At 71.9% G+C, this 23,140-nt stretch carries 19 protein-coding genes and 1 pseudogene; 9 read left to right on the top strand and 11 right to left on the bottom strand.

All coding sequences use genetic code 11. The annotated features are described in order from the left end of the window. Window positions 1–83: 83 nt before the first annotated feature. The 4 genes from GXW83_RS20630 to GXW83_RS20615 all read right to left on the bottom strand — a co-directional run bounded on the left by GXW83_RS20630 (window position 84) and on the right by GXW83_RS20615 (window position 4,251). On the bottom strand, window positions 84–857 hold the full coding sequence (locus GXW83_RS20630; RefSeq protein WP_182444495.1) for an ABC transporter permease: 774 nt from the start codon (window positions 855–857) through the stop codon (window positions 84–86). After that, entirely contained in the window at window positions 854–1,801 is a 948-nt protein-coding gene (locus GXW83_RS20625; protein WP_182444494.1) for an ABC transporter ATP-binding protein, read from the bottom strand. Before GXW83_RS20625 ends, GXW83_RS20630 begins: the two co-directional genes overlap by 4 nt. Window position 1,802: 1 nt before the next feature. Then, window positions 1,803–3,458, bottom strand: a complete 1,656-nt coding sequence (locus tag GXW83_RS20620; protein ID WP_182444493.1) for a hypothetical protein — start codon at window positions 3,456–3,458, stop codon at window positions 1,803–1,805. Window positions 3,459–3,627: 169 nt separating this feature from the next. Beyond that, entirely contained in the window at window positions 3,628–4,251 is a 624-nt protein-coding gene (locus GXW83_RS20615; RefSeq protein ID WP_182444492.1) for a hypothetical protein, read from the bottom strand. A gap of 363 nt (window positions 4,252–4,614) precedes the next feature. On the opposite strand from GXW83_RS20615, the gene GXW83_RS20610 reads away from it, so the two are divergent. The 3 genes from GXW83_RS20610 to GXW83_RS20600 all read left to right on the top strand — a co-directional run bounded on the left by GXW83_RS20610 (window position 4,615) and on the right by GXW83_RS20600 (window position 9,336). Continuing rightward, window positions 4,615–5,838, top strand: coding sequence for a helix-turn-helix domain-containing protein (locus tag GXW83_RS20610; RefSeq protein ID WP_225447134.1), 1,224 nt, complete (start codon window positions 4,615–4,617; stop codon window positions 5,836–5,838). Between the two features lie 69 nt (window positions 5,839–5,907). Continuing rightward, window positions 5,908–6,627 carry a TetR/AcrR family transcriptional regulator gene (locus tag GXW83_RS20605; RefSeq protein ID WP_182444491.1) on the top strand — a complete coding sequence of 240 codons (720 nt, stop codon included), beginning with the start codon at window positions 5,908–5,910 and terminating at the stop codon, window positions 6,625–6,627. Window positions 6,628–6,894: 267 nt separating this feature from the next. Further along, the gene (locus tag GXW83_RS20600; RefSeq protein ID WP_182444490.1) at window positions 6,895–9,336 is read left to right on the top strand and encodes a lamin tail domain-containing protein; all 2,442 of its coding nucleotides are present in this window, start codon (window positions 6,895–6,897) and stop codon (window positions 9,334–9,336) included. 167 nt (window positions 9,337–9,503) lie between these two features. Here GXW83_RS20600 and GXW83_RS20595 read toward each other — a convergent pair whose 3' ends face one another. From GXW83_RS20595 to GXW83_RS20570, 6 genes and pseudogenes are all read right to left on the bottom strand, one after another. Continuing rightward, window positions 9,504–10,808 carry an ABC transporter permease gene (locus tag GXW83_RS20595; RefSeq protein WP_182444489.1) on the bottom strand — a complete coding sequence of 435 codons (1,305 nt, stop codon included), beginning with the start codon at window positions 10,806–10,808 and terminating at the stop codon, window positions 9,504–9,506. Next, on the bottom strand, window positions 10,805–12,250 hold the full coding sequence (locus GXW83_RS20590) for an ABC transporter permease (RefSeq protein WP_182444488.1): 1,446 nt from the start codon (window positions 12,248–12,250) through the stop codon (window positions 10,805–10,807). Before GXW83_RS20590 ends, GXW83_RS20595 begins: the two co-directional genes overlap by 4 nt. Beyond that, on the bottom strand, window positions 12,247–13,800 hold the full coding sequence (locus tag GXW83_RS20585) for an ABC transporter ATP-binding protein (RefSeq protein WP_182444487.1): 1,554 nt from the start codon (window positions 13,798–13,800) through the stop codon (window positions 12,247–12,249). Before GXW83_RS20585 ends, GXW83_RS20590 begins: the two co-directional genes overlap by 4 nt. Window positions 13,801–13,950: 150 nt before the next feature. Beyond that, a complete protein-coding gene (locus GXW83_RS20580; protein ID WP_182444486.1) occupies window positions 13,951–15,054 on the bottom strand; it encodes a BMP family protein in 1,104 nt (367 codons plus the stop codon). A gap of 577 nt (window positions 15,055–15,631) precedes the next feature. Next, window positions 15,632–16,162: a universal stress protein gene (locus tag GXW83_RS20575; RefSeq protein ID WP_182444485.1), complete on the bottom strand. Its 531-nt coding sequence runs from the start codon at window positions 16,160–16,162 to the stop codon at window positions 15,632–15,634. A gap of 308 nt (window positions 16,163–16,470) precedes the next feature. After that, a pseudogene (locus GXW83_RS20570) lies at window positions 16,471–16,848 on the bottom strand (transglycosylase family protein); the annotation flags it as partial. An 807-nt stretch (window positions 16,849–17,655) separates the two neighbouring features. On the opposite strand from GXW83_RS20570, the gene GXW83_RS20565 reads away from it, so the two are divergent. Together GXW83_RS20565 and GXW83_RS20560 are read left to right on the top strand one after the other, a co-directional pair. Beyond that, the gene (locus GXW83_RS20565; RefSeq protein ID WP_182444483.1) at window positions 17,656–17,859 is read left to right on the top strand and encodes a cold-shock protein; all 204 of its coding nucleotides are present in this window, start codon (window positions 17,656–17,658) and stop codon (window positions 17,857–17,859) included. Between the two features lie 279 nt (window positions 17,860–18,138). Then, window positions 18,139–19,239 carry a glycosyl hydrolase family 18 protein gene (locus GXW83_RS20560; RefSeq protein ID WP_182444482.1) on the top strand — a complete coding sequence of 367 codons (1,101 nt, stop codon included), beginning with the start codon at window positions 18,139–18,141 and terminating at the stop codon, window positions 19,237–19,239. A gap of 101 nt (window positions 19,240–19,340) precedes the next feature. On the opposite strand, the gene GXW83_RS20555 is transcribed toward GXW83_RS20560, so the two are convergent. After that, entirely contained in the window at window positions 19,341–19,904 is a 564-nt protein-coding gene (locus tag GXW83_RS20555) for a hypothetical protein (RefSeq protein WP_182444481.1), read from the bottom strand. Between the two features lie 403 nt (window positions 19,905–20,307). Between GXW83_RS20555 and GXW83_RS20550 the strand changes: the two genes are divergently transcribed. The 4 genes from GXW83_RS20550 to GXW83_RS20535 are packed head-to-tail and all read left to right on the top strand — an operon-like array spanning window position 20,308 to window position 23,135. After that, complete coding sequence (locus GXW83_RS20550) at window positions 20,308–21,756, top strand: ATP-binding protein (protein WP_182444480.1); 1,449 nt, start codon at window positions 20,308–20,310, stop codon at window positions 21,754–21,756. Then, the gene (locus GXW83_RS20545) at window positions 21,753–22,190 is read left to right on the top strand and encodes a roadblock/LC7 domain-containing protein (protein WP_182444479.1); all 438 of its coding nucleotides are present in this window, start codon (window positions 21,753–21,755) and stop codon (window positions 22,188–22,190) included. Before GXW83_RS20550 ends, GXW83_RS20545 begins: the two co-directional genes overlap by 4 nt. Continuing rightward, window positions 22,187–22,543 carry a DUF742 domain-containing protein gene (locus tag GXW83_RS20540; RefSeq protein ID WP_182444478.1) on the top strand — a complete coding sequence of 119 codons (357 nt, stop codon included), beginning with the start codon at window positions 22,187–22,189 and terminating at the stop codon, window positions 22,541–22,543. The genes GXW83_RS20545 and GXW83_RS20540 overlap by 4 nt, the downstream gene beginning before the upstream one ends. Beyond that, window positions 22,521–23,135 (top strand): ATP/GTP-binding protein, encoded by a 615-nt coding sequence (locus GXW83_RS20535; protein ID WP_370466743.1) that lies wholly within the window; start codon window positions 22,521–22,523, stop codon window positions 23,133–23,135. Before GXW83_RS20540 ends, GXW83_RS20535 begins: the two co-directional genes overlap by 23 nt. The last annotated feature ends 5 nt before the right edge of the window (window positions 23,136–23,140 follow it).

Here is a 23,140-nt window from a genome sequence, read left to right as displayed (position 1 = left end):
CGTCCGCCCGGCGGCCGGGCGGGCTCCGGCTGCGGCTCGGGCCCGGCGGCGGGCGCGTTCTCGTGCTCGGTCAGGGCCACGGTTCACATCCCCTTCGCCGGGACCAGTTGCAGGTACACGGCGGTCAGCACCACGTTGACCAGGAACAGCAGCAGGAAGGTGATCACCACGGACTGGTTGACCGCGTCGCCGACGCCCTTGGGGCCGCCGCGCGGGTGCAGCCCCCGGTGGGCGGCGACCAGCCCGGCGATCAGCCCGAAGACGAGGGCCTTGAACTCGCCGATGTAGATGTCGGGGAGTTGGGCCAGCGCCGAGAAGCTGGACAGGTACGCGCCCGGAGTGCCGTGCTGCAGGTAGACGTTGAAGACGTACCCGCCGACCGTGCCGACCACCGACACCAGGCCGTTGAGCAGGACCGCCACCAGCATGGCCGCCAGCACCCGGGGCACCACCAGCCGTTGCACCGGCGACACGCCCATGACCTCCATGGCGTCCAGCTCCTCGCGGATGGTGCGCGAGCCCAGGTCGGCGCAGATGGCCGAGCCGCCCGCGCCGGCGATCAGCAGCGCCACGATCAGTGGACTGGCCTGCTGCACCACGGCCAGCACACTGGCTCCGCCGGTGAACGACTGTGCCCCCAACTGCTGCGTGAGCGACCCGACCTGAAGGGCTATCACCGCGCCGAAGGGGATCGACACCAGTGCCGCGGGCAGGATGGTGACGCTGGCGATGAACCAGAACTGCTCGACCAGCTCCCGCAGTTGGAACGGCCGCCGGAAGGTGTCGCGGATGGTGGTGGCGCCCAGCGCGAAGAAGTCGCCGGACTGCCGCAGCGCCGACCGGACCGGATTGCTCATGCCGGATCCCCCGGCGCCGACGCGGTGGCCGGGCGGCGCTCCCCGGCCAGCTCCGCCACCCGTCGCTGCCGCCGCTGGACCGCCTGCCGCGACGGCAGCCCGGGGCTGGGCTCCAGCTGCGGCGGGACGTCCCGGGCCGGCGCGGGGGCCAGGTCGCGCTCCAGCTCCAGCGCGGTCTGGTCCTTCTCCTCGGCCATGCCGATCGGACCGTGCCGGTGGCCGCCGAGGAACTGCCGGACCACCGGCTCCTCGCTGGTCAGCAGCAGCTCCCGGGGGCCGAAGGCGACCAGGTGGCGGCGGAACAGCATGCCCAGGTTGTCCGGGACGGTGGTGGCGATGTCCAGGTTGTGCGTGACGATCAGCATGGTGGCGTCGATCTGCGCGTTGAGGTCGATCAGCAGTTGCGACAGGTACGAGGTGCGCACCGGGTCCAGGCCGGAGTCGGGCTCGTCGCACAGGATGATCTGCGGGTCCAGCACCAGCGCCCGGGCCAGCCCGGCGCGCTTGCGCATGCCGCCGGAGATCTCCCCGGGCAGCTTGGCCTCCGAGCCCAGCAGGCCCACCAGGTCCATCCGCTCCATGACGATCTGCCGGATCTGCGACTCCTTCTTGCGGGTGTGCTCGCGCAGCGGGAAGGCGATGTTGTCGTAGAGGTTCATCGAGCCGAACAGCGCGCCGTCCTGGAACATCACGCCGAACAGCTTGCGGGCCTCGTAGACCAGGTGCTCCGGACTGCTGACCATGTCCACGTCGCCGACCAGCACCCGACCGCGCTCCGGGCGCAGCAGCCCGATCACCGACTTCAGGAACACGGTCTTGCCGGTGCCGGAGGGGCCGAGCATGACGCTCACCTCCCCGGCCGGGAGCGTCAGCGTGACGTCCTCCCAGACCGTCTGGCTGCCGAAGGACTTGGACAGCCCCTCGACGGTCACTTCGATGCCCATCTCACGGCCTCTCGGTCTTCGGTGCGCGGCGCGGCAGTTCGGGCATGGTGATGACGGTGCAGGGGCTCCCGTCGAAGGTGAAGCAGGTGGGCCCCTGGACCAGGTTGAGCGAGTTGCCGGTGCCGGAGACCGCCGCGTCGAACAGCGCGTCCAGGTTCTGGCCCCGGGTGCCGCACCCGGTGAAGTACGGGATGGTCAGCTGCTCCTGGCCGATCGGCCCGCCGGTGGTGACCGTGTAGTCGTCCGAGGGGTTGTCGTCCGGCAGGCCGCTGTTGCTGACGCCCACCAGCTTGAGCTGGACCGGGGTGACGGTGTGGCAGTCGGAGCCCACGTCCAGCGGAGTGCCGGAGACGCGTACGTCGGTCAGGCGCAGCGACTCCCGGCCGTAGATGGTGGTGATGCTGGGCTGGTTGTAGAACGCGCCCGCGCCGGTGGCCACCACCGTCAGCGGCCCCTGCGGGACGAGTTGCATGGTCGCCGTGGTCGGCATGAAACCGAAGGTGAGGAAGGTGGTGGCGGCGGACGGCAGGGTCAGGTTGCCGACCTCGTCGGCCTCGAAGTACACCTGGTAGCCGGGCGGCGGTGCGAAGTTGAAGATGTCGCGGACGGTCGCCAGGCTGGCCAGCGCCGGATGGTCCTCGGGGTTGTTGACCAGCGCGGCCTCGCCGAGCTTGCCGACGTTGGCGTAGCCGATGGCGTAGGCGCACTCCACGCCCAGGTCCTGCGGCGGCGAGCCGGGCGGGGGGAAGACCGTGGAGCCGGGCGGCGGGGTGGGCAGGTCGGCCGGGTCCAGCGAGCCGGACGGCGAGGCCCCGCAGGCGGGGGTGCTGACGTTGCGGGCCGCTCCTCGGGCCCCGGCCCGCGCGGTCGCCCCGGCGCTCGCCGCACGGGACGAGCCGCTGCCCACGCTGCCGCCGCGGTCGCCGCCGCTGCCGCTGCCGCTGCTGCCGCCGGTGCCGGGGCTGGGCGCGGTGGTGGCGGAGGGGCCGGCCGCGGTGACGCTGCCGAGCGGGGCCGGGGGCGCGGCGGGGGTGCAGGACAGCTGCACGCTGCCGCTGCCGCCGTGCAGCAGCAGGGTCAGTGCCATCGGCGTGACCGTGGTGGTGCCCGGGCCGGTCTGCGGCAGCGCCGGGACGGCCCCGGTCGCGGTGATGTCGGCGACGCCGCCGCCGACCGCCGCCGGGGCCACCACCAGCCCGCCCCACTCGGCGACGGTGCCCTGCCGCCCGGCGGCCGCGCCCCGGACCACCAGCGTGGAGCGGGCCGAGGCGGCGCCGCTCGCGGCGGCCGTCGCCGTGGAGGCCGCGCCGGCGGGAGCGGCGGCCGTGGTGCGGGTGATGGAGACCTGGAGCGCGGCGGTGCCGGTGACGGTGGTGGTGCCGGCCGGGAGCAGGCCGCGGGGGAGCGTGGTCTCGACCGTCAGCGGGCCCGGCCGCAGCGGGCTGCCGGGCGCGGCGGCGGTCGGGTAGTCCTGCACCAGGGAGGCGGCCAGGTCCACCGCGCCGCCGGGATAGGCGCAGGTGTAGCCGACGGTGACCCGCCCGGTGCGCACGTCCGCGCCGGCCTCGGGGCCGGTCAGCACGGACGCGACCAGCACGCCCGCAGCCGCGACCCCGGCGAGCAGCGGCGCGGGGCGTAAGCCCGTGGCAGTTCCCACCTTTTCCCCCTCCTGGACGACACGTGCCCGGCGGCGCAGGACAGTACGTGTGAGTAGCGATCAGCGGCAAGCAGAAAATCACAAGGAATAGCAACGGTTGCGAACCGGGCCGAAAACTTGTCCACGGATGACAAGTTCCCGGCCCGGTGTTGTCACGCGGTGCGCACGGTCACGGGGAGGTGATCTTCAGCGTGCTCGGGCTCACCACGTACGCGGCGCTGTAGGTCGCGGCGTTGTTGTTGTTGATCAGGCCGAGGCAGCCGGACACGCTGTAGGCGTGCAGGTTGCCGCCGCTGATGGTGAGGGTGTGGGTGGAGTTGACGTAGGTGCCGGTGAGAGTGGCCGGGGTGGTGGCCGTCGTCCCGGCGAACTTGGCGGAACACAGGGTGCCGCTGATGCTCGCCTCGACTCCGGTGAGCGTGCCGGTGGTGGTACCGGTGCTCGCGTTGTAGGAGGTGGCGTTGAGGTCCCACGGCAGCCCGCTCGGGGTGACCGTGAAGGCGATCCCCAGCGGACCGGTGCAGCTGGTCCAGGAGAGGGTCTTGATGGTGGCGATGTCGGTGCCGGACAGGCCGGTGCCGTTGGCGGCGGTTCCGCCGGCCGCGGACGAGGTGCAGGTGAGCGTGGCGCCGGTGGCAGTGTCGGTCAGCTTGGGGCTGCTGGCCGAGGCCGTGAAGGTGCCGCCGCCGGAGACGGTCCAGGTGGTGGTGGCGCTGGCCTGGGTGGTGCCGAACCCGACGACTGCCGCGAATGCCGCTGCGGCCACCGCCGTTGCTTTGGAGATCTGGCGCATGAGCTGATCCTTTCTGGAGTCGGCTTCCCGCCGAACCGGGGGTGCGAGCGGGACGTTACGCAGCGGTAACTCAGCCGCGCAATGGCCGGAACCAGCACACGCCCAAAAAAATTACTGACTGGTAATTTGTTGTCTTCGAGCACACGGGGACGTGCGGCGGCTTGTTGAAATATGAGCAATTGCAGCGAAGCTGCCCCGCGCCGGTTCCGGACCCGCGCGAATCCTGCAACGCGTCTGTGCAGTCCCCTCGGTCGTGGTCTATGTTGCACGCACCACCGAACTCGTATGCCCGCGTCCTAACGGGCCTGGACAGCGTGGGGGGCAGCAGGGATGGCGGAAATCCGGCAGGCGTCGGCTCGTTCCATGGCAGCGCTGAGGACGGTGCCACGGGAACTGGCCGTCGTGATGCGTCCCGAACTGCCCAGCCTGCTCAAGGAGATGACCGCCGAGATCATCGCCGCACTGCCCGAGTACCGGCACCTCTTCGACGGACCGGACGCCGAACTCATCCACCTCGGCATCAAACAGAACGTCACCGCCTTTGTGAACCAGGTCGCCGCGCCCAGCGCCAACACCGAACTCCGGGACGAGATCTGCCGCAGTTTCGGCCGTTTCGAGGCGTACCAGGGCCGCAGCCTGGACGTCCTGCAGGACGCCTACCGGATCGGGTGCCAGGTGGCGTTACGCCGGGCCCGGGAGGTGGGCCACCGCTACCGCCTCTCCGCGGCCGTGCTGATGTCCTTCGCCGACGCGCTGTTCGCGTACATGGGCGAGATCGCGGAGCTGTCCCGCGAGGGCTACCTGCGGGCGATGATCGAGATGGGCGAGGAACCCGACGGCCGCAGAAGGCGGTTGATGCAGCGCATCCTCACCGGGGCCGCAGCGGCAGACAGTTCCCTCGCCGAACTGGCCGACCAGGTCGGCTGGCCGCTGCCGGAGGAGGTCACCCCGGTCGCCCTGCGCCGGGAGGGCCTGCCCAGCCGGACCGCGCTGGACCGGCACGTCCTGGCCGATCTGGTGTGCTCCGAGCCCTACCTGCTACTGCCCGGCCAACTCGACGCCAAGGCACGGGAGTTCCTGGCCGAGGCGCTGGCCGGCTGCCGGGCCTCGGTCGGCCCCACGGTCGCCCTGGCCAAGGCCGCCGACGCGCTGCGCTGGGCCCGGCACGCACTGGCCCTGGTCGATCTCGGGGTCATCCCCGACGACGAGCCGACCTACACCGAGGGCAACCTGCTCACCCTGTGGCTGCTCAGCGACCCGGCGCTGGTGGGGGAGTTGTCGCGGCGCTGCCTCGCGCCGCTGGCCGAGTACACCACCACCCAGCGCCGACGGCTGCTGGAGACCCTGCACGTCTGGCTCACCAGCCGGGGCACCGCCGCCCAGATCGCCGAGCAACTCGGCGTGCACCCGCAGACGTTCCGCTACCGGATGCGCATGCTGGAGCGGATCTTCGGGGACCAGCTCACCGACCCGACCCAGCGCTTCGCCATCGAGATCGCGTTACGGGCCCTGGCCCTGCGCGATCCGGACGCCGAGACCGTCCCGCCCGCGGGGCCTCATCGAACCTTTGACCGCTCCCGTGCGTAAAGAGCAGTGGATGCAGGGCAGTTGAGGGGTGACAGAGGCGCGACCGAGGGCGAGGGAGGGGGCAGGGGCATGGCCGAGCGGGTACGCAGGGGGCGCCCACCGCTGTCCGAGCCGCACCGCGCGGCGGTCCGGCTGGCCGTCGCCCACCGGGCGGTCGCGCTGTTCGCCGAGCGCGGCGTGGCCGCCACCTCCGGCGACGACATCGCCCGCGCGGCCGGGGTCTCCCCGCGCACCCTGTGGCGCTACTTCGCCACCAAGGAGTCCTGCGTCCGCCCGCTGCTGGTCTCCGGGGCCGAGGCGGTGGCCGCCGCGCTGCGGGAGCAGCCCGCCGAGCGGCCGCTGGCGGAGGCGCTGCGCGCGGTCGGCGCCGAGGGCGTCTCGCTGGGCGACCACGCGGCGGTCGTCGCCGTGGTGCGGCTGGCCCGGACCGAGCCCGGCATCCGGGCGGTGTGGCTGCAGACCCACCTGGACGCCGAACCGGCGCTGGCCGAGGCCGTCGCCTGCAGGCTTGGCGAGGACCCGGATGCGCTGCGGCCCCGGGTGCTGGCCGCCATGGTGAACGCGGCGCTGCGGGTGGCCGTGGAGAGCCACGCCGACCGCGCGGCCGACGGGCCCGAGCCCGGCCGGGGCTTGGAGGCGGCGCTGCGCGAGGCGCTGCGGATCGCCGCCGCCGGCCTGCCCGGCGCCCTGCCCGACCGGGTGCCGGGCCGGCGGCTGTCCAGCTGGTCGGCGCGGCAGGTGCGGCTGGAGGCGTCGGGCCTGACCGTGCACCAGTACAGCGGCGGCTGACGCGTCCCCGAAGCCGGAGCGGCGCCGTCGAGTGCGCCGTCGGAGGTGGCGTCGGAGGGCGCTGTCCGAGGCGCCGTCGAACCGGAAGAATCTACGCGCATTGCCCATGCGCGTAGACCGCCTCCCACCCGCGATGATGCCCTGGGCGGAAAACTAGCGACGGCAGTATTCCCAAGTGACACGCAGGGTTCAGAGTGGTCGCCCATGATGGGTATCTGACAACACCTCAGAACCCGGCACCGCCCGGATTCCAGGTCTAGGAGGACCGTGTCCAGAAACCGATCGCGCGCACTGGTGGCCTCGGCGGCCGTCACCGCCGTCGTCGCCGCCGTCGCGCTCGCGCCCAGTGCCAATGCCACCACCTCGACGGACGTCGTCATCAACGAGGTCTACGGCGGTGGCGGCAACTCCGGTGCGACGCTGACCAACGACTTCATCGAGCTGCACAACAACGGCTCGCAGGCCGTTCCACTCGGCTCCTGGTCGGTCCAGTACATATCGGCCGCGCCCGGCGCGACCACCACCTGGCAGGTCACCGACCTCACCGGGTCCATCGCCCCCGGCGGTTCCTACCTGGTCCAGGAGGCGGCCGGCGCGGGCGGCAGCACCGCCCTGCCCACCCCGGACGCCACCGGTGACATCAACCTCAGCGGCACGGCGGGCACGGTCGCCCTGGTCACCTCGCAGACCGCGCTGAGCTGCAAGACCGCCGCGGACTGCGCCGCCGACGGCACCGTCCACGACCTGGTCGGCTACGGCACCGCGGTGATCCACGAAGGCGACGCCGACGCGCCCGCCACCAGCAACACCACCTCGGACTCGCGCGACGCCGCCAGCAGCGACACCGGCCAGAACGGCGCGGACTTCACCGCCGGAGCGCCCACCCCGGCCGACTCGGCCGACGGCGGCGCATCCCCCACGCCGACGCCCACGCCGAGCAGCACCCCGACCCCGGGCCCGGTGCGCATCCACGACATCCAGGGCGACACCTGGGTCTCCCCGCTCAACGGCGACAGCGTCAGCAACGTCCCGGGCATCGTCACCGCGCTGCGCACCAGCGGCTCCAAGGGCTTCTGGATCCAGGACCCGAACCCCGACTCGGACCCGGCCACCAGCGAGGGCGTCTTCGTCTACACGGGCTCCGCGCCCGCGGTCGCCGTCGGCGACTCGGTCCTGGTCTCCGCCAAGGTCCAGGACTACTACGAGTTGGCCGGCGGCGACACCACCGCCACCACCTCGAACCTCTCCACCACCGAGCTGACCTCGCCCACGGTCACCACCCTGAGCAGCGGCAACCCGCTGCCCGCGCCGATCGTGCTGGACGCCTCCAACGTCCCCAGCACCTACGCGCCCGACCTCGGCGGCGCGAACATCGAGTCCACCAAGATCACCCCGAGCCGCTCGGTGCTGGACTTCTACGAGTCCATCGAGGGCATGCGGGTCGAGGTCGACAACGCCCGGGTGGTCGGCCCGTCCGACTCCTACGGCGAGCAGTACGTCACGGTGAAGCCGACCGAGGACGCCACCTACCGCGGCGGCAGTGAGCTGCTGGCGGAGAACGCCACCCCGTCCGGCCGGCTCGAGGTCGTCGCCGACAACGGCAGCAACCCCGAGGTGAGCGTCGGCGACGTGTTCACCGGCGCGACCATCGGCACCATCGACTACTCGCAGTACGGCGGCTACGTCCTGGCCGCGTCCTCGCTCGGCACGGTCGCCTCCGGCAACCTCGCCCCGGTCGTGGCCAAGTCCGCCCCGGCCAAGGACCTCTCCATCGCCACGTACAACGTCGAGAACCTGGCCCCGTCCGACCCGGCGACCAAGTACCAGAAGCTGGCGCAGGGCATCGTCACCAACCTGGCCAAGCCCGACATCATCGCGGTCGAGGAGATCCAGGACAACAGCGGCGCCACCGACGACGGCACCGTCGCCGCCGACAAGACCATCACCGACCTCACCACCGCGATCACGGCGGCGGGCGGCCCGCAGTACAGCTACCGCGAGATCGACCCGGTCAACGACCAGGACGGCGGCGAGCCCGGCGGCAACATCCGCAGCGTGCTGCTGTTCAACGCGGCCCGGGTGAGCTTCGTCGACACCGGCGCCAGTACGGTGAACCGCTCCACCACCGGCACCCAGGTGGTCAAGGTGGACGGCCAGCCCTCGCTGACCCTCTCGCCGGGCCGGCTCGACCCGACCAACCCGGTCTGGGACTCCAGCCGCAAGCCGCTGGTGGCCGAGTTCTCCTTCGGCGGCAAGCCGGTGTTCGTGATCGCCAACCACTTCGTGGCCAAGCTCGGCGACCAGAGCCAGGACGGCCGCTTCCAGTACCCGGCGCAGTCCTCGGAGATCCAGCGCTCCGGCCAGGCCCAGGTCGAGCACGACTTCATCCAGCAGATCCTGGCCGTCAAGAAGAACGCCGACGTGGTCGTCGTGGGCGACTTCAACGACTACCAGTTCAGCCCGGCGCTGGCCTCGCTGCGGACGGGTTCGGCGGACGGCAGCGGCACCTCCATCCTGACCGACCTGATCGGCACCCTGCCCGTCAACGAGCAGTACACCTACGACTACGACGGGGTGTCCGAGGTGCTGGACCACATCCTGGTCAGCAAGGGCATCGGCGACCCGACGTACCAGGTGGTCCACGTGAACTCCGAGTACGCCAACCAGACCAGCGACCACGACCCGCAGGTCGTGCAGTTCAAGCCGTGACCTGAGCGCCGAGTCCGGACCGAACGGCCCTGGGGCGCCCTCCCGTCGGGAGGGCGCCCCAGGCGCATCCAGCCGCCGCGCCCGCCCGGTCCCGAAAGGCAGAACCGCCGGGCACCGGCCCGAAGGCCCGTACCCGGCGGTGGCGGAAGCCGCGGTGCGGCTCCGGATCAGCCCTTGACGTAGGGCTTGCCGGAGGCGGCCGGCGGGCGGACCGCCTTGCCCAGTGCCGCGACCACGAAGACCGTGGCCAGGTAGGGGGCCATCGACAGGAAGGCCCCGGGGATGGGGGTGCTCAGCGAGGACAGCGACACGTCCAGCTGGGTGGCGAAGCCGAACAGCAGGGCCCCGCCGAGGGCGCCCAGCGGCGTCCAGCGGCCCACGATCAGCGCGGCGATGGCGATGTAGCCCTTGCCGTCGCTCATGTCCTTGCCGAACTGGTTGGCCAGGCCCAGCGTCAGCCAGACACCGCCCAGGCCGGAGAGCAGCCCGGCGGTGATCACGTTGCGGTAGCGCAGCCCGATCACCTTGATGCCGACGGTGTCGGCCGCCGTCGGGTGCTCGCCGACCGCGCGGGTGCGCAGGCCCCAGCGGGTGCGGTACAGCAGGAACCAGACGATCGGCACCAGCAGGTACGACACGTAGAAGATCAGGTTGTTGTCGAACAGCGCCTGGCCGATGACCGGGATGGACGACAGCCCGGGGATGGCGATGTCGGGGAAGCTCAGCGCGGTGTTGTACGAGGAGCCGTTGCTCGACATCAGCCGGTCGTAGAGGAAGCCGGTGATGCCCGAGGCGAGCAGGTTGAGCACGACCCCGAGGACGACCTGCTCGATCAGGTAGCGGTTGGCGAAGACCGCGCTCAGCGCGCACATCAGCGCGCCGCCGAGGCAGCCCGCGACCAGGCCGGCCCAGACGCTGTGGGTCATCGAGGAGGTCAGCTCGGCGGTGAACGCGCCGAACAGGAACTGGCCCTCGACGGCGATGTTGACCACACCGGACTGCTCGCAGAGCAGCGCGCTGAGCGAGCCCAGCAGCAGCGGCACGGTGGCCAGCGCCGTCTGCTGGATGATCAGCGGCACGTTCAGGCCGATGTCGGAGCCGGCGGCGGCCCAGACCAGGAAGGCCAGGACGAACGAGGCGAAGTAGCCGATCGCCAGCCAGCGCAGCGCCTTGGCGGGGACCGGGGCGAACGCCCGGACCAGGCCGCAGGCGATCGCTACGACGGTCAGCGCCAGCGCCGCGGGCTGGGCCGGGGCCGAGATCGGGTGCAGTCCGCCGGTCGAGCCGGGGACCAGCTTCAGCGCGAACAGGGTGTGCACGCCGTGGCCGGTGCGGCTGCCGAGGCCGAAGGACCACAGTCCGTAGGCCCCGACGGCGGCCTGGGCCAGCCCGCCGACGAGCTTGGAGCGGTCGGGCCTGGTCGGGGCGGCGGGCGCCGCGCTGTCCAGGGGGGCGATGGTGGTGTCGGTCACGCCTGGCCTCCGGATTCGGTGGTGCGGATGTGGTCCGGGTCGGCCGGGTCCTGCGGCTCCTCGGCCGCCCCCGGGCCGTCACCGCCCGGGGCTGCCTCGTCGTCCTGACCGGCCTCGGCGGTCTGCTGCTCGTCCGTGCTCTGCTGCCCGTCGGCGGTCTGCGGCTGCGCCGCTGCCGCCTGCGCTACCGCCGCCGCCGGGACGACCCGGGCGGCGCGCAGCCGGAAGATCTCCTTCACCAGCCGCGGGGCGGCCACGAAGATCACGATCAGCGCCTGCATCACGGTGACGATCTCGATCGAGACCTGCGCCTCGGTCTGCATCAGCGCGCCGCCCGCCTGGAGCGCGCCGAACAGCAGCGAGGCCCAGACCACGCCCCAGGGCTTGGTGCGGCCCAGCAGGGCCACGGTGATGGCGGTGAAGCCGAGCCCGGCGTCGATGTTGGGGGAGAGCGAGTTGTTGTTCGGGTTGGCCAGGCCCAGGGTCTGGGTCACGCCGATCATGCCCATCAGCGCGCCGGAGATCAGCATGGAGGCGATCTGGATCCGGCCCACGTCGATGCCGGCGGTCCGCGCCGCACTCGGGGTGAGGCCGACGGCGCGCACCTCGAAGCCCAACTTGGAGCGGTTGAAGAACCAGGCGGTGCCGAAGGTCGCGGCCAGTGCCAGCAGCAGCCCGACGTCGGTGTTCAGGCCGTCGCCGAACAGGTGCGGCAGGACGGCGCTGGCGGAGGCCGGCTTGGAGATGGCCTGCCCGGCGTTCTTCGGGTCGTGGAAGACCGAGGTGTTCAGCAGCCAGCTGCCGAGGAAGAAGAACGCCACGTAGTTGAGCATGATGGTGACGATCACCTCGTGCGCCCCGCGCCTGGCCTTGAGCCAGCCGACGAGCCCGCCGAAGAGGAGCCCGCCGACGATGCCGGCCAGCACCGAGACCACCAGGTGCAGCACACCGGGCACGTCGGTCCAGGCGAAGGCCGCGTACGAGGAGAAGATCGCCCCGACGATGGTCTGGCCCTGGCCGCCGATGTTGAACATCCCGGCCCGGAACGCCACCGAGATGGCCAGCCCGCCGAAGATCAGCGGGGTGGCGTCCTCCAGCGTGTTGGTGATCGGCCCGAAGAACTGCTGCGGGGTTCCGGCCAGCGTGGCCGGGTTGAATATCGCGCCTTCGAACAGCGCGGAGTAGGCGCTGCTGATGTCCTGCCAGGCCGAGGAGAGGAAGTCCGAGGGGTCCTGGAAGAAGTAGCCGCCCATGTCCATGGTGCTGGTGTTGGACAGCACGATCAGCACCGCGCCGACGACCAGCGACAGCAGGATGGCGAGGACGGTCACCAGCGCGCTGTTCTCGGCGGTGAAGACGTTGCGGACGACGGTGGCCAGGCTGCGGTCGGCCTGGGGGGCGGTGGCCACCGGCTCGCCGGCATCCAGGGTGGGGGTGGTCATGACGCTGCGTCCTCCGTCCTGTTCACGGCTGCGTCGTTGGTCGTGATGCCGGCCATCAGCAGGCCGATCTCCTCACGGGAGGTGTCCGGGGACACCATGGCGACGATCTTCCCCCGGTACATCACCGCGACCCGGTCGGCGAGCGCCAGCACCTCGTCCAGCTCGGTGGAGACGACCACGACCGGCCGTCCCTTGTCCCGTTCGGCGACGATCCGCCGGTGGATGAACTCCATGGCGCCGACGTCCACGCCGCGGGTGGGCTGGGAGGCGACCAGCAGCCGCAGCGGGCGGGACATCTCCCGGGCCACCACGACCTTCTGCTGGTTGCCGCCGGAGAGCTTGCCGGCCAGGTGGCCGGGGTCGCGGGGGCGGATGTCGAACTCCTCGATGCGGGCCTTGGCGTTGCGCTCGATCTCGGCGAGGTCCAGCGAGAGCCGTCCGCCGAAGGGGGCCGAGCGGTAGAGGTCCAGCACCAGGTTCTCGGCGATGCTGAACTCGCCGACCACGCCGTCGTGCCCGCGGTCCTCGGGGACGAAGCCGACCCCGGCGTCCAGGGCCTGGCGCGGGGTGAGCCCGACCAGGCCGGTGCCGTCCAGCGTGATCGACCCGGACTCCACCGGCGCCAGCCCGAGGATGGCCTCGGCCAGCTCCGACTGGCCGTTGCCCTGGACTCCGGCGATGCCCAGGATCTCGCCGTCGTGGACGGCGAAGGAGACGTCGTCCACGGCGGCGTTGCCGTGCCGGTCGCGGACGGTCAGGTTCTCGACGGTGAAGGAGGGGTTCCCCGGGCTGGCCGGCTGCTTGTCGACGACCAGCTGCACGGTGCGGCCGACCATCAGCGAGGCGAGGTCCTGCTCGCTCGCCGCCGGGTCGGCCTGGCCGACGACCGCGCCGTGCCGGATCACGGTGATCCGGTCGGCGATCTCCTTCACCTCCTTGAGCTTGTGGGTGATGAAGACGATCGACTTGCCCGCCTCGCGCAGCGCGTTCATGACCGTGAAGAGGTCGTCGATCTCCTGCGGGGTGAGCACCGCGGTGGGCTCGTCCAGGATCAGCGTCTGGGCGTCGCGGACCAGGGCCTTGACGATCTCCACCCGCTGCTGGACGCCGACCGGCAGGTCCTCGACCCGGGCGTCCGGGTCCACCGGCAGGCCGTAGCGCTCGGAGACCTCCCGCACATGCGCCCGGGCCCGGCGCCGGTTGAGCATCCCCAGCGGGCCGCGGCTGGAGCCCAGCTCGGCCTCGTCGCCCAGGATGACGTTCTCGGCGACGGTGAACACCGGGACCAGCATGAAGTGCTGGTGCACCATGCCGATGCCGTTGGCGATGGCCTCACGCGGGCTCTGGCAGGTCTTGGCGACCCCGTCGATGAGGATCTCGCCCTCGTCCGGCTGGTGGAGTCCGTACAGGACGTTCATCAGCGTCGACTTGCCGGCTCCGTTCTCGCCGAGCAGGCAGTGGATCTCGCCCGGTTCGACCGTCAGGTCGATGTGGTCGTTGGCAACCAGCGGACCGAACCGCTTGGTGATGCCACGCAGTTCCAGACGCACCTTCGGACACACCCCTCACCCGGGTCGGTGCCGCCGATCGGGCGGGCAGGCCGGGGACTAGCAGGATTCAGGACTAAAGAGGACAGACGGGTACGGGTGGGCGGGCGCGCCTGACAGCGACAGGCGCGCCCGCCCGGACCGTGCGACCGGTCAGGGGGTCGGCTGGTTCTTCGAGGTGATCTTGATGGAGCCGCTGATGATGCCCTGCTTGACCGTGGCCAGCTCGGTGGTGAGCGCGGCCGGGACCTTGGAGGTGAAGTCGTGGTAGGGCGCCAGGCCGGTGCCGTCGTTGGCCAGCGTGCCGATGTAGGAGGTGGAGGTGAAGCCGCCCGCGGCCGCGCCGGTCACGGCCGTGCTGACCGCGCTGGCTATGCCCTTGGTCACCGAGGTCATGATGACCGAGGCGTAGGCGGAGTTGGAGTAGAAGCCGTCGTCGTCGACCCAGATGGCGTTCAGCGCGCCGTTGCTGGCCTTGGCCTGCGCCAGCGCGCCGATGCCGGTGCCGCCGGCGACCGGGAAGATGATGTCCGCGCCCTCGGCCTGGAAGGTCGCGGCGATCTGCTTGCCTCCGGCCTCGTCGGTGAAGCTCTGGGTGGGGTCGAAGGTGCCGGACTGGGTGGTCTGGTTCCAGCCGAGGACCTTCACGTTGGTGTGGTGCTGCTGGTTGTAATACTGCACCCCCTCCCAGAAGCCGTCCATGTACACCGTGACGGTCGGGTAGTTGGCGCCGCCGAAGGTGGCCACGCGGCCGGTCTTGGTCATGCCCGCGGCGAAGTAGCCGCCGAGGAAGGCGCCCTGGGCGGTGTTGAACTGCAGGCCCTTGATCTTCGGGGCGGTCGAGGTGTTGTCGACGATCGTGTAGTCCTGGCTCGGGTTCTTCTTCGCCGAGGCCACGGTGGCGTCGTCCATGGCGAACCCGACGGTCACGATCAGCTTGCAGCCCGCCGACACGAAGCCGGCGATGTTGCTGGCGTAGTCGTTCTCGGTGGCGGAGGTCGCGTTCTGGACCGTGATCTTGCTGTCGGCCTTGGCGGCGTCCTGCATGCCGGCCCAGGACTCGGCGTTGAAGGAGTGGTCGTCCAGGCCGCCGGTGTCGGTGACCATACACGCCTTGTACGAACCGGCCGTGGTCGCGGTCGAGCCCGAGGCGGAGCCCGAGGGGCTGCCGGCCGTGGAAACGGGCTTGGAGCCGCAAGCGGTGAGGGTCAGGCCGACCGTCACCAGGGCCGCTGCCAGCTGAACGGTTTTCTTCACCAATGCCTCCAGAGAAGTGCCGGCGCCCCGAGGGTGTGTTCTGCCGCGTGGTGTCGGGAAGGGTCTTACGGTTTTACACGGCGCGCAGTCGCCGATGGTGGTGAGGACAATAGATGACCATCCGGCTCAGTTGGGCAAAGTCCGTTCTCCGCGCGTAGAACGCAACGCCCCTGAAGCAAACCTGAAGCTGAGTCGTTATCCAATACCCCCCGTTCGGCGGGGATCGCGGCAGCCTGGGCCGACACCGCGTCAGCGGACGGCGGTCGCCGGACGCGCCGGTCAGCGGGCCGGGCACCGCTTCGGCCGGTGCGGACGGCGACCCTCCGGAGGCACCGCCGCAACCGCCCTAACCGTCGCCCTAACCGTCGCCGCAAGCGCCGCCGGAACGCGGCCGGGCCGCCGGCATGGGGTTGCCGACGGCCTGGGCGGGGTCTGTGCGGGCACGCCGCCGCCGCGCCGGGGCCCGGGGGCCCTGCGGGCTCTGTACGACCCGGTGCGGCGTGCGGGGTTCGGTGCGGGCGAGCGGGGTGTAAGGGGTGCTCCGGATGATCGGGGGTCTACGGGGTGGACGGGTCGGTCAGGCGGCGGTCCGCGCCGTCCACGCGCCGGGCAGGGTCATCGGCTCACCGCTGTCCGCCGCCCGCTCCAGCGCCTCCAGCAGCTCCGACGGCGGCACGGCCGCCACCGTGCACCGGGCGTGCGCCAGGCAGTAGCGGCTGACCGAGCCGTGCAGGATCCGGCGCAGCCGGCCCTGCCGCCCGGTGCTGACCACCAGCAGGTCGTCCGGCCGGTCGGCGGTGCGGACCAGGGCGCGCCCCGGGTTCTCGTCCCGGACCAGCAGCGGCAGCACCCGCACTCCGGCCGGGAACCCGCCGAAGGCCTGCTCGAACGCGGTGTCCAGCCGCCTGCGCGCCGCCTCCTCCCACACCGTCAGCAGCTGCGGGCAGGGTGCGGTCCGGTAGGCCGTCTCGCCGCCCACCGCGTGCCAGGCCAGCACCGGCACCAGGACCGCGTCCCGCTGCCGCGCCTCGGCCACCGCCCGGTGCAGCGCGGCCAGGCTGCTCAGGGATCCACTGACGCCGACGACGACTCGCGCACTCTCAGCCATGGTGCTTCGCTTCCCTCTCCGACCTTGCGTCGGCTCTTTGATTTCCTTGGAAGAAATCCCCGATGGCAATCGATTGATCTGATCGATCGGGCTTTTTCCCTCTCCTTCATTGAACATCCGACCCGACTGCCTCAGAACCCTTATTGACGCCCCCCATACGGAGGGGCTGCGGCCCTTGACGCCCCCTTGACCGCGTCCGCCCGGGCCGGGGGCGTTCGGGTACGACGACGGCGCGGCCCCCGGATCGGGGACCGCGCCGTGCGCTGCGTGCGGGGGGTACGGCCTGGTCAGCCGAGCCCGGCCTGCGGGCCGCAGACCGGCCAGGCGCCGGGGCCCTGGGCAGCCAGGACCTGCTCGCCGACGGCGATCTGCTGGCTGGCGCTGGCCTGGTTGGCGCTGGCGGCGTACTGGGTGCCGCCGAAGGCGGCCCAGGTGGAGGAGGTGAACTGAAGACCGCCGTAGAAGCCGTTTCCGGTGTTGGCGGCCCAGTTGCCGCTGCTCTCGCACTGGGCGACGGCGTCCCAGGTGGAGGGGGTGGCGGCGGAGGCGGAGGTGGCGGCTGCCAGGCCGGCCACGGGGGCGGCGACGATCACACCGGTGACCAGGGCGGCGCGCAGGCGGTTGTGCCGACGGGGCGCGGTGGCGGTGGCGGTGCGGGCGGCGTCGTTCTCGCGGCGGAAGATCATATGGTCCCTCTCGACAGTCCCGGACGGCATGACGGCAGCGCGCGGCCGCGCCAGGGGCGCGGTGCGGCGTGGTGTCGTCTCCTCGGTACGGCCGGTCCACGCAGGGGGCGTGGCACCCGAACCGCCGTGGTTACCCGAACGGCTGGCCGCCGGCCTCGCAGGGGAGGCAGCGGTACGTCTCCGGTACGGGGACCGGAGGTGCGCCGGTGGGTTGACCCGGGGTGCTCGTTGGCACGTCTTCGAAGGTAGGCAGCCTGCGCCATTTGTCCAAGTTGTCGGGTTTCTGTGCAGGTCAGGCCGGGGTTACTGCAGGTAAGGATCAAGGAATCGGCCCGATCCGGCGGCTTTTCGGCCCGGAAAGCAGTCGCCGGGAGGCGGAATCGTGGCCCGTGCCACAGTCGGGACGGGGTGAGCCGGAGCACATCGTCGACACAGGGTGAGCGGCGCCGGTCGGCCGGTGAGTGTCGATCTTGCTCCGTCCTCCGCCGGGGTGACCTGGGCCATATCCACCGCTTTTTCGGCTCTGTGCCGCTCTGCGGCGCCCCGCACCGGCCCCGCGTCGAGCCCTGCGTCCCCTGGACGGTGCAATCGCGCGGCGCGCCGCGCGCGTACCCGCTGGCACCGAAGGGATGCGGAGGGTAGCGTTCGGTGCAGAAGCAGTCGTGGTTTCCGAGTTCCGCTCGCCCGTGATCGCGATCACGGGCACTGTGCTGTCCGGGGTCGGTTTCGCTGTGAGCGGGGGCCGGGCGACACGGTGTCCGCACAGTGCGGGCGCGGTTTGCGACTGTGCGCATCAAGGAGAACAGCATGGCCAGCGGTACCGTGAAGTGGTTCAACGCCGAAAAGGGCTTCGGCTTCATCGAGCAGGACGGCGGCGGCGCCGACGTCTTCGCCCACTACTCCAACATCAACGCCCAGGGCTTCCGCGAGCTCCAGGAGGGCCAGAAGGTGACCTTCGACGTCACCCAGGGCCAGAAGGGCCCGCAGGCGGAGAACATCATCCCGGCCTGACCCCCGGCAGCAGCACGGCGCCCCGCACCGCTCACCAGCGCTGCGGGGCGTCCGCGCGTCCGCACCCGGTCGGCTCCGGCCGGGCGGCCCAGTGGTTCACCGAACGCGGCGGACGACCTTGCCATCGCGGGTTCACCAAAGCGCAGTTGACGTCGAGTCAACCGCCAGGACCCGGGGGCGGCCTGCAGACCCTTGACAGGCGAATGGTCTAGTCCAAGTATTAGCGCGTTCAACCAGAAGTCTCGACCACGTACCTCTCCATCCCCACTGGGAGCCCAGATGAGACGAACCCCCGGAACTCTGCACACCGTGGTGACCGGCCTGCTCGCCACCGCCGTCGCCTCGGCCGGGCTGCTCACCGCGGGCGCGGGTGCGGCGCACGCCGCAGGGATCCCTTCCGTGCACGGCGCGGCCAACTCCCTTCCCGCGCACGTGTACGCGCCGTACTTCGAGGCGTACAACGGGGACGACCCGGCCACCCTGTCGGCCGAGTCCGGTGCCAAGTACCTGACCATGGCGTTCATCGAGACCGCCGCTGCGGGCTCCTGCACGGCCTACTGGAACGGCGACACCACCGAGCCGCTCTCCTCGGCGACCTTCGGCAGCTCCATCGCCGCCATCCAGCGCGGCGGCGGCACGGTCATCCCCTCCTTCGGGGGCTACGCGGCCGACACCACCGGCACCGACATCGCCGACAGCTGCACCGACGTCAACGCCATCGCCAAGGTGTACGAGTCGGTGTTCACCACCTACCACGCCACCCGGATCGACCTGGACGTCGAGGCCGACTCGCTGTCGAACACCGCCGGGATCACCCGCCGCAACCAGGCCATCGCCGAGGTCGAGGCGTGGGGCGCGCGCACCGGGCACAAGGTCGGCTTCCAGTACACGCTGCCGTCCGCCACCACCGGCCTGGGCGCCACCGGTGTCGCGGTGCTGCAGAACGCCGTGCAGGAGCACGCGCGGATCGCCCTGGTCAACGCCATGACCTTCGACTACTACATCGGCACCGCGCAGGAGATGGGCACCGACGCGGTCACCGCCGCGAACGGCGTCTACAGCCAGCTCGCCGCGCTCTACCCGTGGAAGTCCAAGTCCCAGCTCTGGGAGTCGATCGGGCTCACCCTGATGCCCGGCATCGACGACTTCGGCGCCGCCGAGACCACAACCGCCGCCGACGTCAACACCGTTGAGTCGTTTGCGGCCGGGCACGGCCTGGGCGCCCTGTCCATCTGGGCGCTGCAGCGCGACAACGGCGGCTGCCCGGGAACCTCCGGCGCCGGCACCTGCTCCGGCGTGGCCCAGGACACCTGGGCCTTCAGCCACACCCTGGAGCACTTCACCAGCAACCGCTGGGGAGCCGAGCGGCACGGCTTCTGACCGTCCTCCGGCGGCGTGCGCCCGAGCGGGTCCGGTGCTCCGGGCCCGCTCGGGGCGTCCCCGGCCGGGTCGGTCGGCAAGCGCCGGTCAGCAGCCGTCGTTCAGTAGCCGCCGCCGTAACCGCCGCCGCTGCTGGGCGAGTTGGACGAGTTGGACGAAGTAGCGGCGGTGACCGCCGCACCGTTGGGGCTGACGACGTACCACTTGGCGCCGAAGGCGTCCACGCCCTGCCCGTTGACCTGGCCCGGCTTGGTGTCGTCGGCGAAGTAGTAGAGCGGGTGGCCCTTGTAGGTCACCTGGGCGGTGTGGTCCGCCCGCATGGTGCTGCCGACCAGCGCGGCGTTCACCCCGCCGGCGTTGGGCGTGCCGGTGCTGGTGACCGGCGGCCAGGCGGTGGCGCATGCCCCGGTGCAGGTCGAGGTGGAGCCGGTGTCCGCCTGGAACAGGTACAGCGTCCGGCCGGAGCCGTCGACCAGGATCTGCCCCTCGGGTGAGGAGGCGGTCTTCAGGGTGGCAGTGCCGCTCCCGGAGGCGGTGTGGCCTGCGACCGCGCCGGACGCGGCGGGGGAGGGGGACGAGGGGGACGCCGTGCTGGTGGTCCCGCAGGCCGCGGCCAGGGCCGCCACGGCCGCCGCACCCGCGGTTACGGTGATGACACGTTTCATGACGGGTTTCCTCTACCGGGACCGCCGCCGCGCTCGGGTGCGGTGCGGCTGGTCCACCGGCCCGCTCGGGGCGGGTCCGCACGGGTGACAACGCCCCCGCCGCGGAACCGGTTCATCCCGCTCCCGGAGGCGCCGTCCCGGCCCGCTCCTTTTTGTGGCATGGTTCGGACAAGAATGCCGGATCTGCTTGACGCGGGTTTTGTCCGCGCACTTTCATGGTGCGGAGTATGACTCGTGCGCACCGTGTGCCGCCCCGCAGTCCCAGCCCAGCACCGGCCCTGCCGTCCCCGTTGTCTCCGCGCCCCGGCGCCGAAGGGTGAGAAGTGCGTTCCTGTGGAAGCGCCGCCCGGTATGCCCGCGCCTCGGGCCGACTGCCGCACCCCTTCGACTCCGGGAAGCCGACGTGACTCAGATACCCGAGGTGGCCACCGCGCTGCTGGCCGCAGGCACCGCCGGCAGCCTGGTCACCGTCCCGCTGCTGCTCACCGGCAGACGCCGCACGGCCGCCGCCCGCCGAGAGGCCGACGCCGCCCGCCTGGACGCGGCCGCCGCCCGGCTCGACGCCGCCGCCGCGCACACCGCACGCGACCAGGCGCACGGTGAACTCCAGTCCGCGGCAGCCCGGTTCGAGGCGCTGCGGCAGGAGAACCAGCACCTCGCCGCCGTACGGATCCCGGCCCTGGTACAGCGGCTGACGCACCATCACCTCGTGGTGCCGGGCCCGCTCCACCCCGAGCTGGCCGAGAGCGGCACCGCCGCCGAGCACGACGCCGTACTGGCGCAGATCGCCCGCGCGCTGGCCGACGCCCGCCGCCAGGTGGACGCCGCCGCAGCCGCGGTGATGCGCGGCGCGACCAGCAGCCTGCAGGCCCTCGGCTACCGCCAGCAGTCCCTCGTCAGCTCGCTGCAACTGGCCGTGGACGAACCCCGGTTGGCCGAGCAGCTGTTCGCCCTGGACCGGCTCAACGAGCAGAGCCTGCGCCGGATCCAGGCCACCGGCGTGCTCTGCGGCGCCTGGCCCGGGCTGAACCGCGAGGACTCCCACCTGCCGGACATCCTGGCCGGGGCGCAGGGCCGGGTCGAGGACAGCCGGCGGATCGTCCTGGTCAACCAACTGCACCGGGCCGTCGGCGCGGTGGGCCGGGTGGTCGAGCCGCTGGCGATGGTGGTGGCCGAGCTGATGGCCAACGCCGTCTACTACTCGCAGGGCACGCTCGCGGTCCGGGTCAGCCTGCACCACGCCGCCCACGGCGTCTGCGTGGTGGTGGACGACGCCGGGATTGGCATGCACGACGACGACATCGCCTTCGCCGAGAGGATGATGCACCCCGACCACCAGAGCCGGCTCAGCGAGCTGGGCGACCCGCCCCGGGCCGGCTTCGCCACCATCGGCAGGCTGGCCCGCGAGTACGGCTTCTCGGTCTCGGTCCGGGGCGCCAGCCAGTACGGCGGCGTCCACGCGGTGGTGCTGATCCCGCAACGGCTGCTGGTGCTGATGGACGAGGCCCAGCCGATGTCGGCGGTGGCCCCGCCGCCGGCCCGCGGCATCGAGCCCGAACACGCCTCAGCCGCCGCCCTCGCCCCGGCGCCCCGGCCCGCCGCCGATCCGGCCTTCGGCCCGGCCCCCGACCCGGGCGCCGTGCCCCGCAACCCCGCCGCGCCCCCGCCGCTGCCGCAGCGGCACCGCCACCGGGCCGCCGACCCGGCCCCGGGCGATCCGGCCGGCCCGCCGCCGCCCGAGCGTCAGCCGCCCACCCTCGGGCAGACCGCGTCCGCCTGGAGCGCCGTGCAGTCCGGCACCGACCAGGGGCGCGAGGCCGCGCCCGTCTTCCGCGAGAGGAACGAGTCATGACGCTGTCCGATGCGGACGCCGTCCAGCCCGGGCTGGACCTGGAGTGGACCACCAAGGCCCTGCAGACCCTCACCCAGCTGCACGGCGTCGTCCACGGCGTGGTGCTGACCTCGGACGGCATGATCAAGGGCGCCTCCAGCGGCCTCTCCCGCGCCTCGGCCGAGGGCGCCGCCGCCGTCACCTCCGGGCTGCAGAGCTGCGCCCGGCAGGTGGCCGGGGCGCTCAGCGGCCACGCGGACACCGCGCTGCGGCAGGTGGTCGTGGAGACCGGCGACGGCTTCGTGTTCTCCGTCCCCGCCGGGGCCCACACCCATCTGGTGCTGTACACCACCCGCGAGGCCGACCTCGGCATGGTCTCCTACGAGGTGCACCGCCACATCGGCAATCTCGGCTCACGGGTACTGAACACCCCGGCGCGGGACACCCTGGGATGACCACCCCGCCCGGACGCCGACGCCTGGTACCGGCCTTCCTGGCCACCGACGGCTCCGCGCACGCGAGCCGCAACACCCTGGACCGGCTCACCGTGCTCACCTCGGCGACCGGCGCCGTACCCGACGGACTGGCCCCGCCCGCGCACCGCATCGCCGCCCTGCTGCAGGGCGGCGCGCTGACCCTGGCCGAGGTCGCCGGCTATCTGCACCTGCCGGTCAGCGTGGTGAAAGTGCTGGTCAGCGAACTGGTCGATCACGGCCACCTCACCGTCCACGCCTCCATGCTGCAGACCGGGCTCCGGGACAGGCAGCTGCTGGAAAGGGTTCTCAGTGGTCTACGCGCCAAGCTCTAGCCCGGAGACGGTCTACCTGCCCGACCCGGCGCAGACCATGGTCAAGATCCTGGTCGCGGGGGCGTTCGGGGTCGGCAAGACCACCATGATCGGCTCGCTGTCGGAGATCCCGCCGCTGCACACCGAGGAGGTCATGACCACGGTCGGTGCCCTCGTCGACGACCCGGGCGCCCACGGCGGCCCCGGCGGCCTCGGCGACAAGACCACCACCACCGTCGCCATGGACTTCGGCCGCTACACCCTGCCCACCGAGGACCTGGTGCTCTACCTGTTCGGCGCGCCCGGCCAGGAGCGGTTCCGGGCCCTGTGGGAGGACCTGGCCCACCAGTCCCTGGGGGCGGTGGTGCTGGTCGACTCGCTCCGGCTGGAGGACTCCTTCTGGGTGATGTCGGCCGTCGAGGAGCGCCGCGTCCCGTACGTGGTCGCGGTCAACAACTTCCCCCGCTCGCCCGACTACCCGGTCGAACAGCTGCGGCAGGCGCTCGACCTGGCGCCGTCCACCCCGCTGGTGGCCTGCGACGCCCGCGACCCCACCTCCTGCCTGCGCGTGCTGATCGCCCTGGTCGACCACCTGCTCGCCCACTCCACCTAGGACCC

Origin of the sequence: Streptacidiphilus sp. PB12-B1b (assembly GCF_014084125.1) — a bacterium.
Taxonomy (GTDB): Bacteria; Actinomycetota; Actinomycetes; order Streptomycetales; family Streptomycetaceae; genus Streptacidiphilus.
The sequence above is the reverse complement of the archived record's forward strand: the minus strand, read 5'-3'. Positions and strand labels throughout refer to the sequence as shown.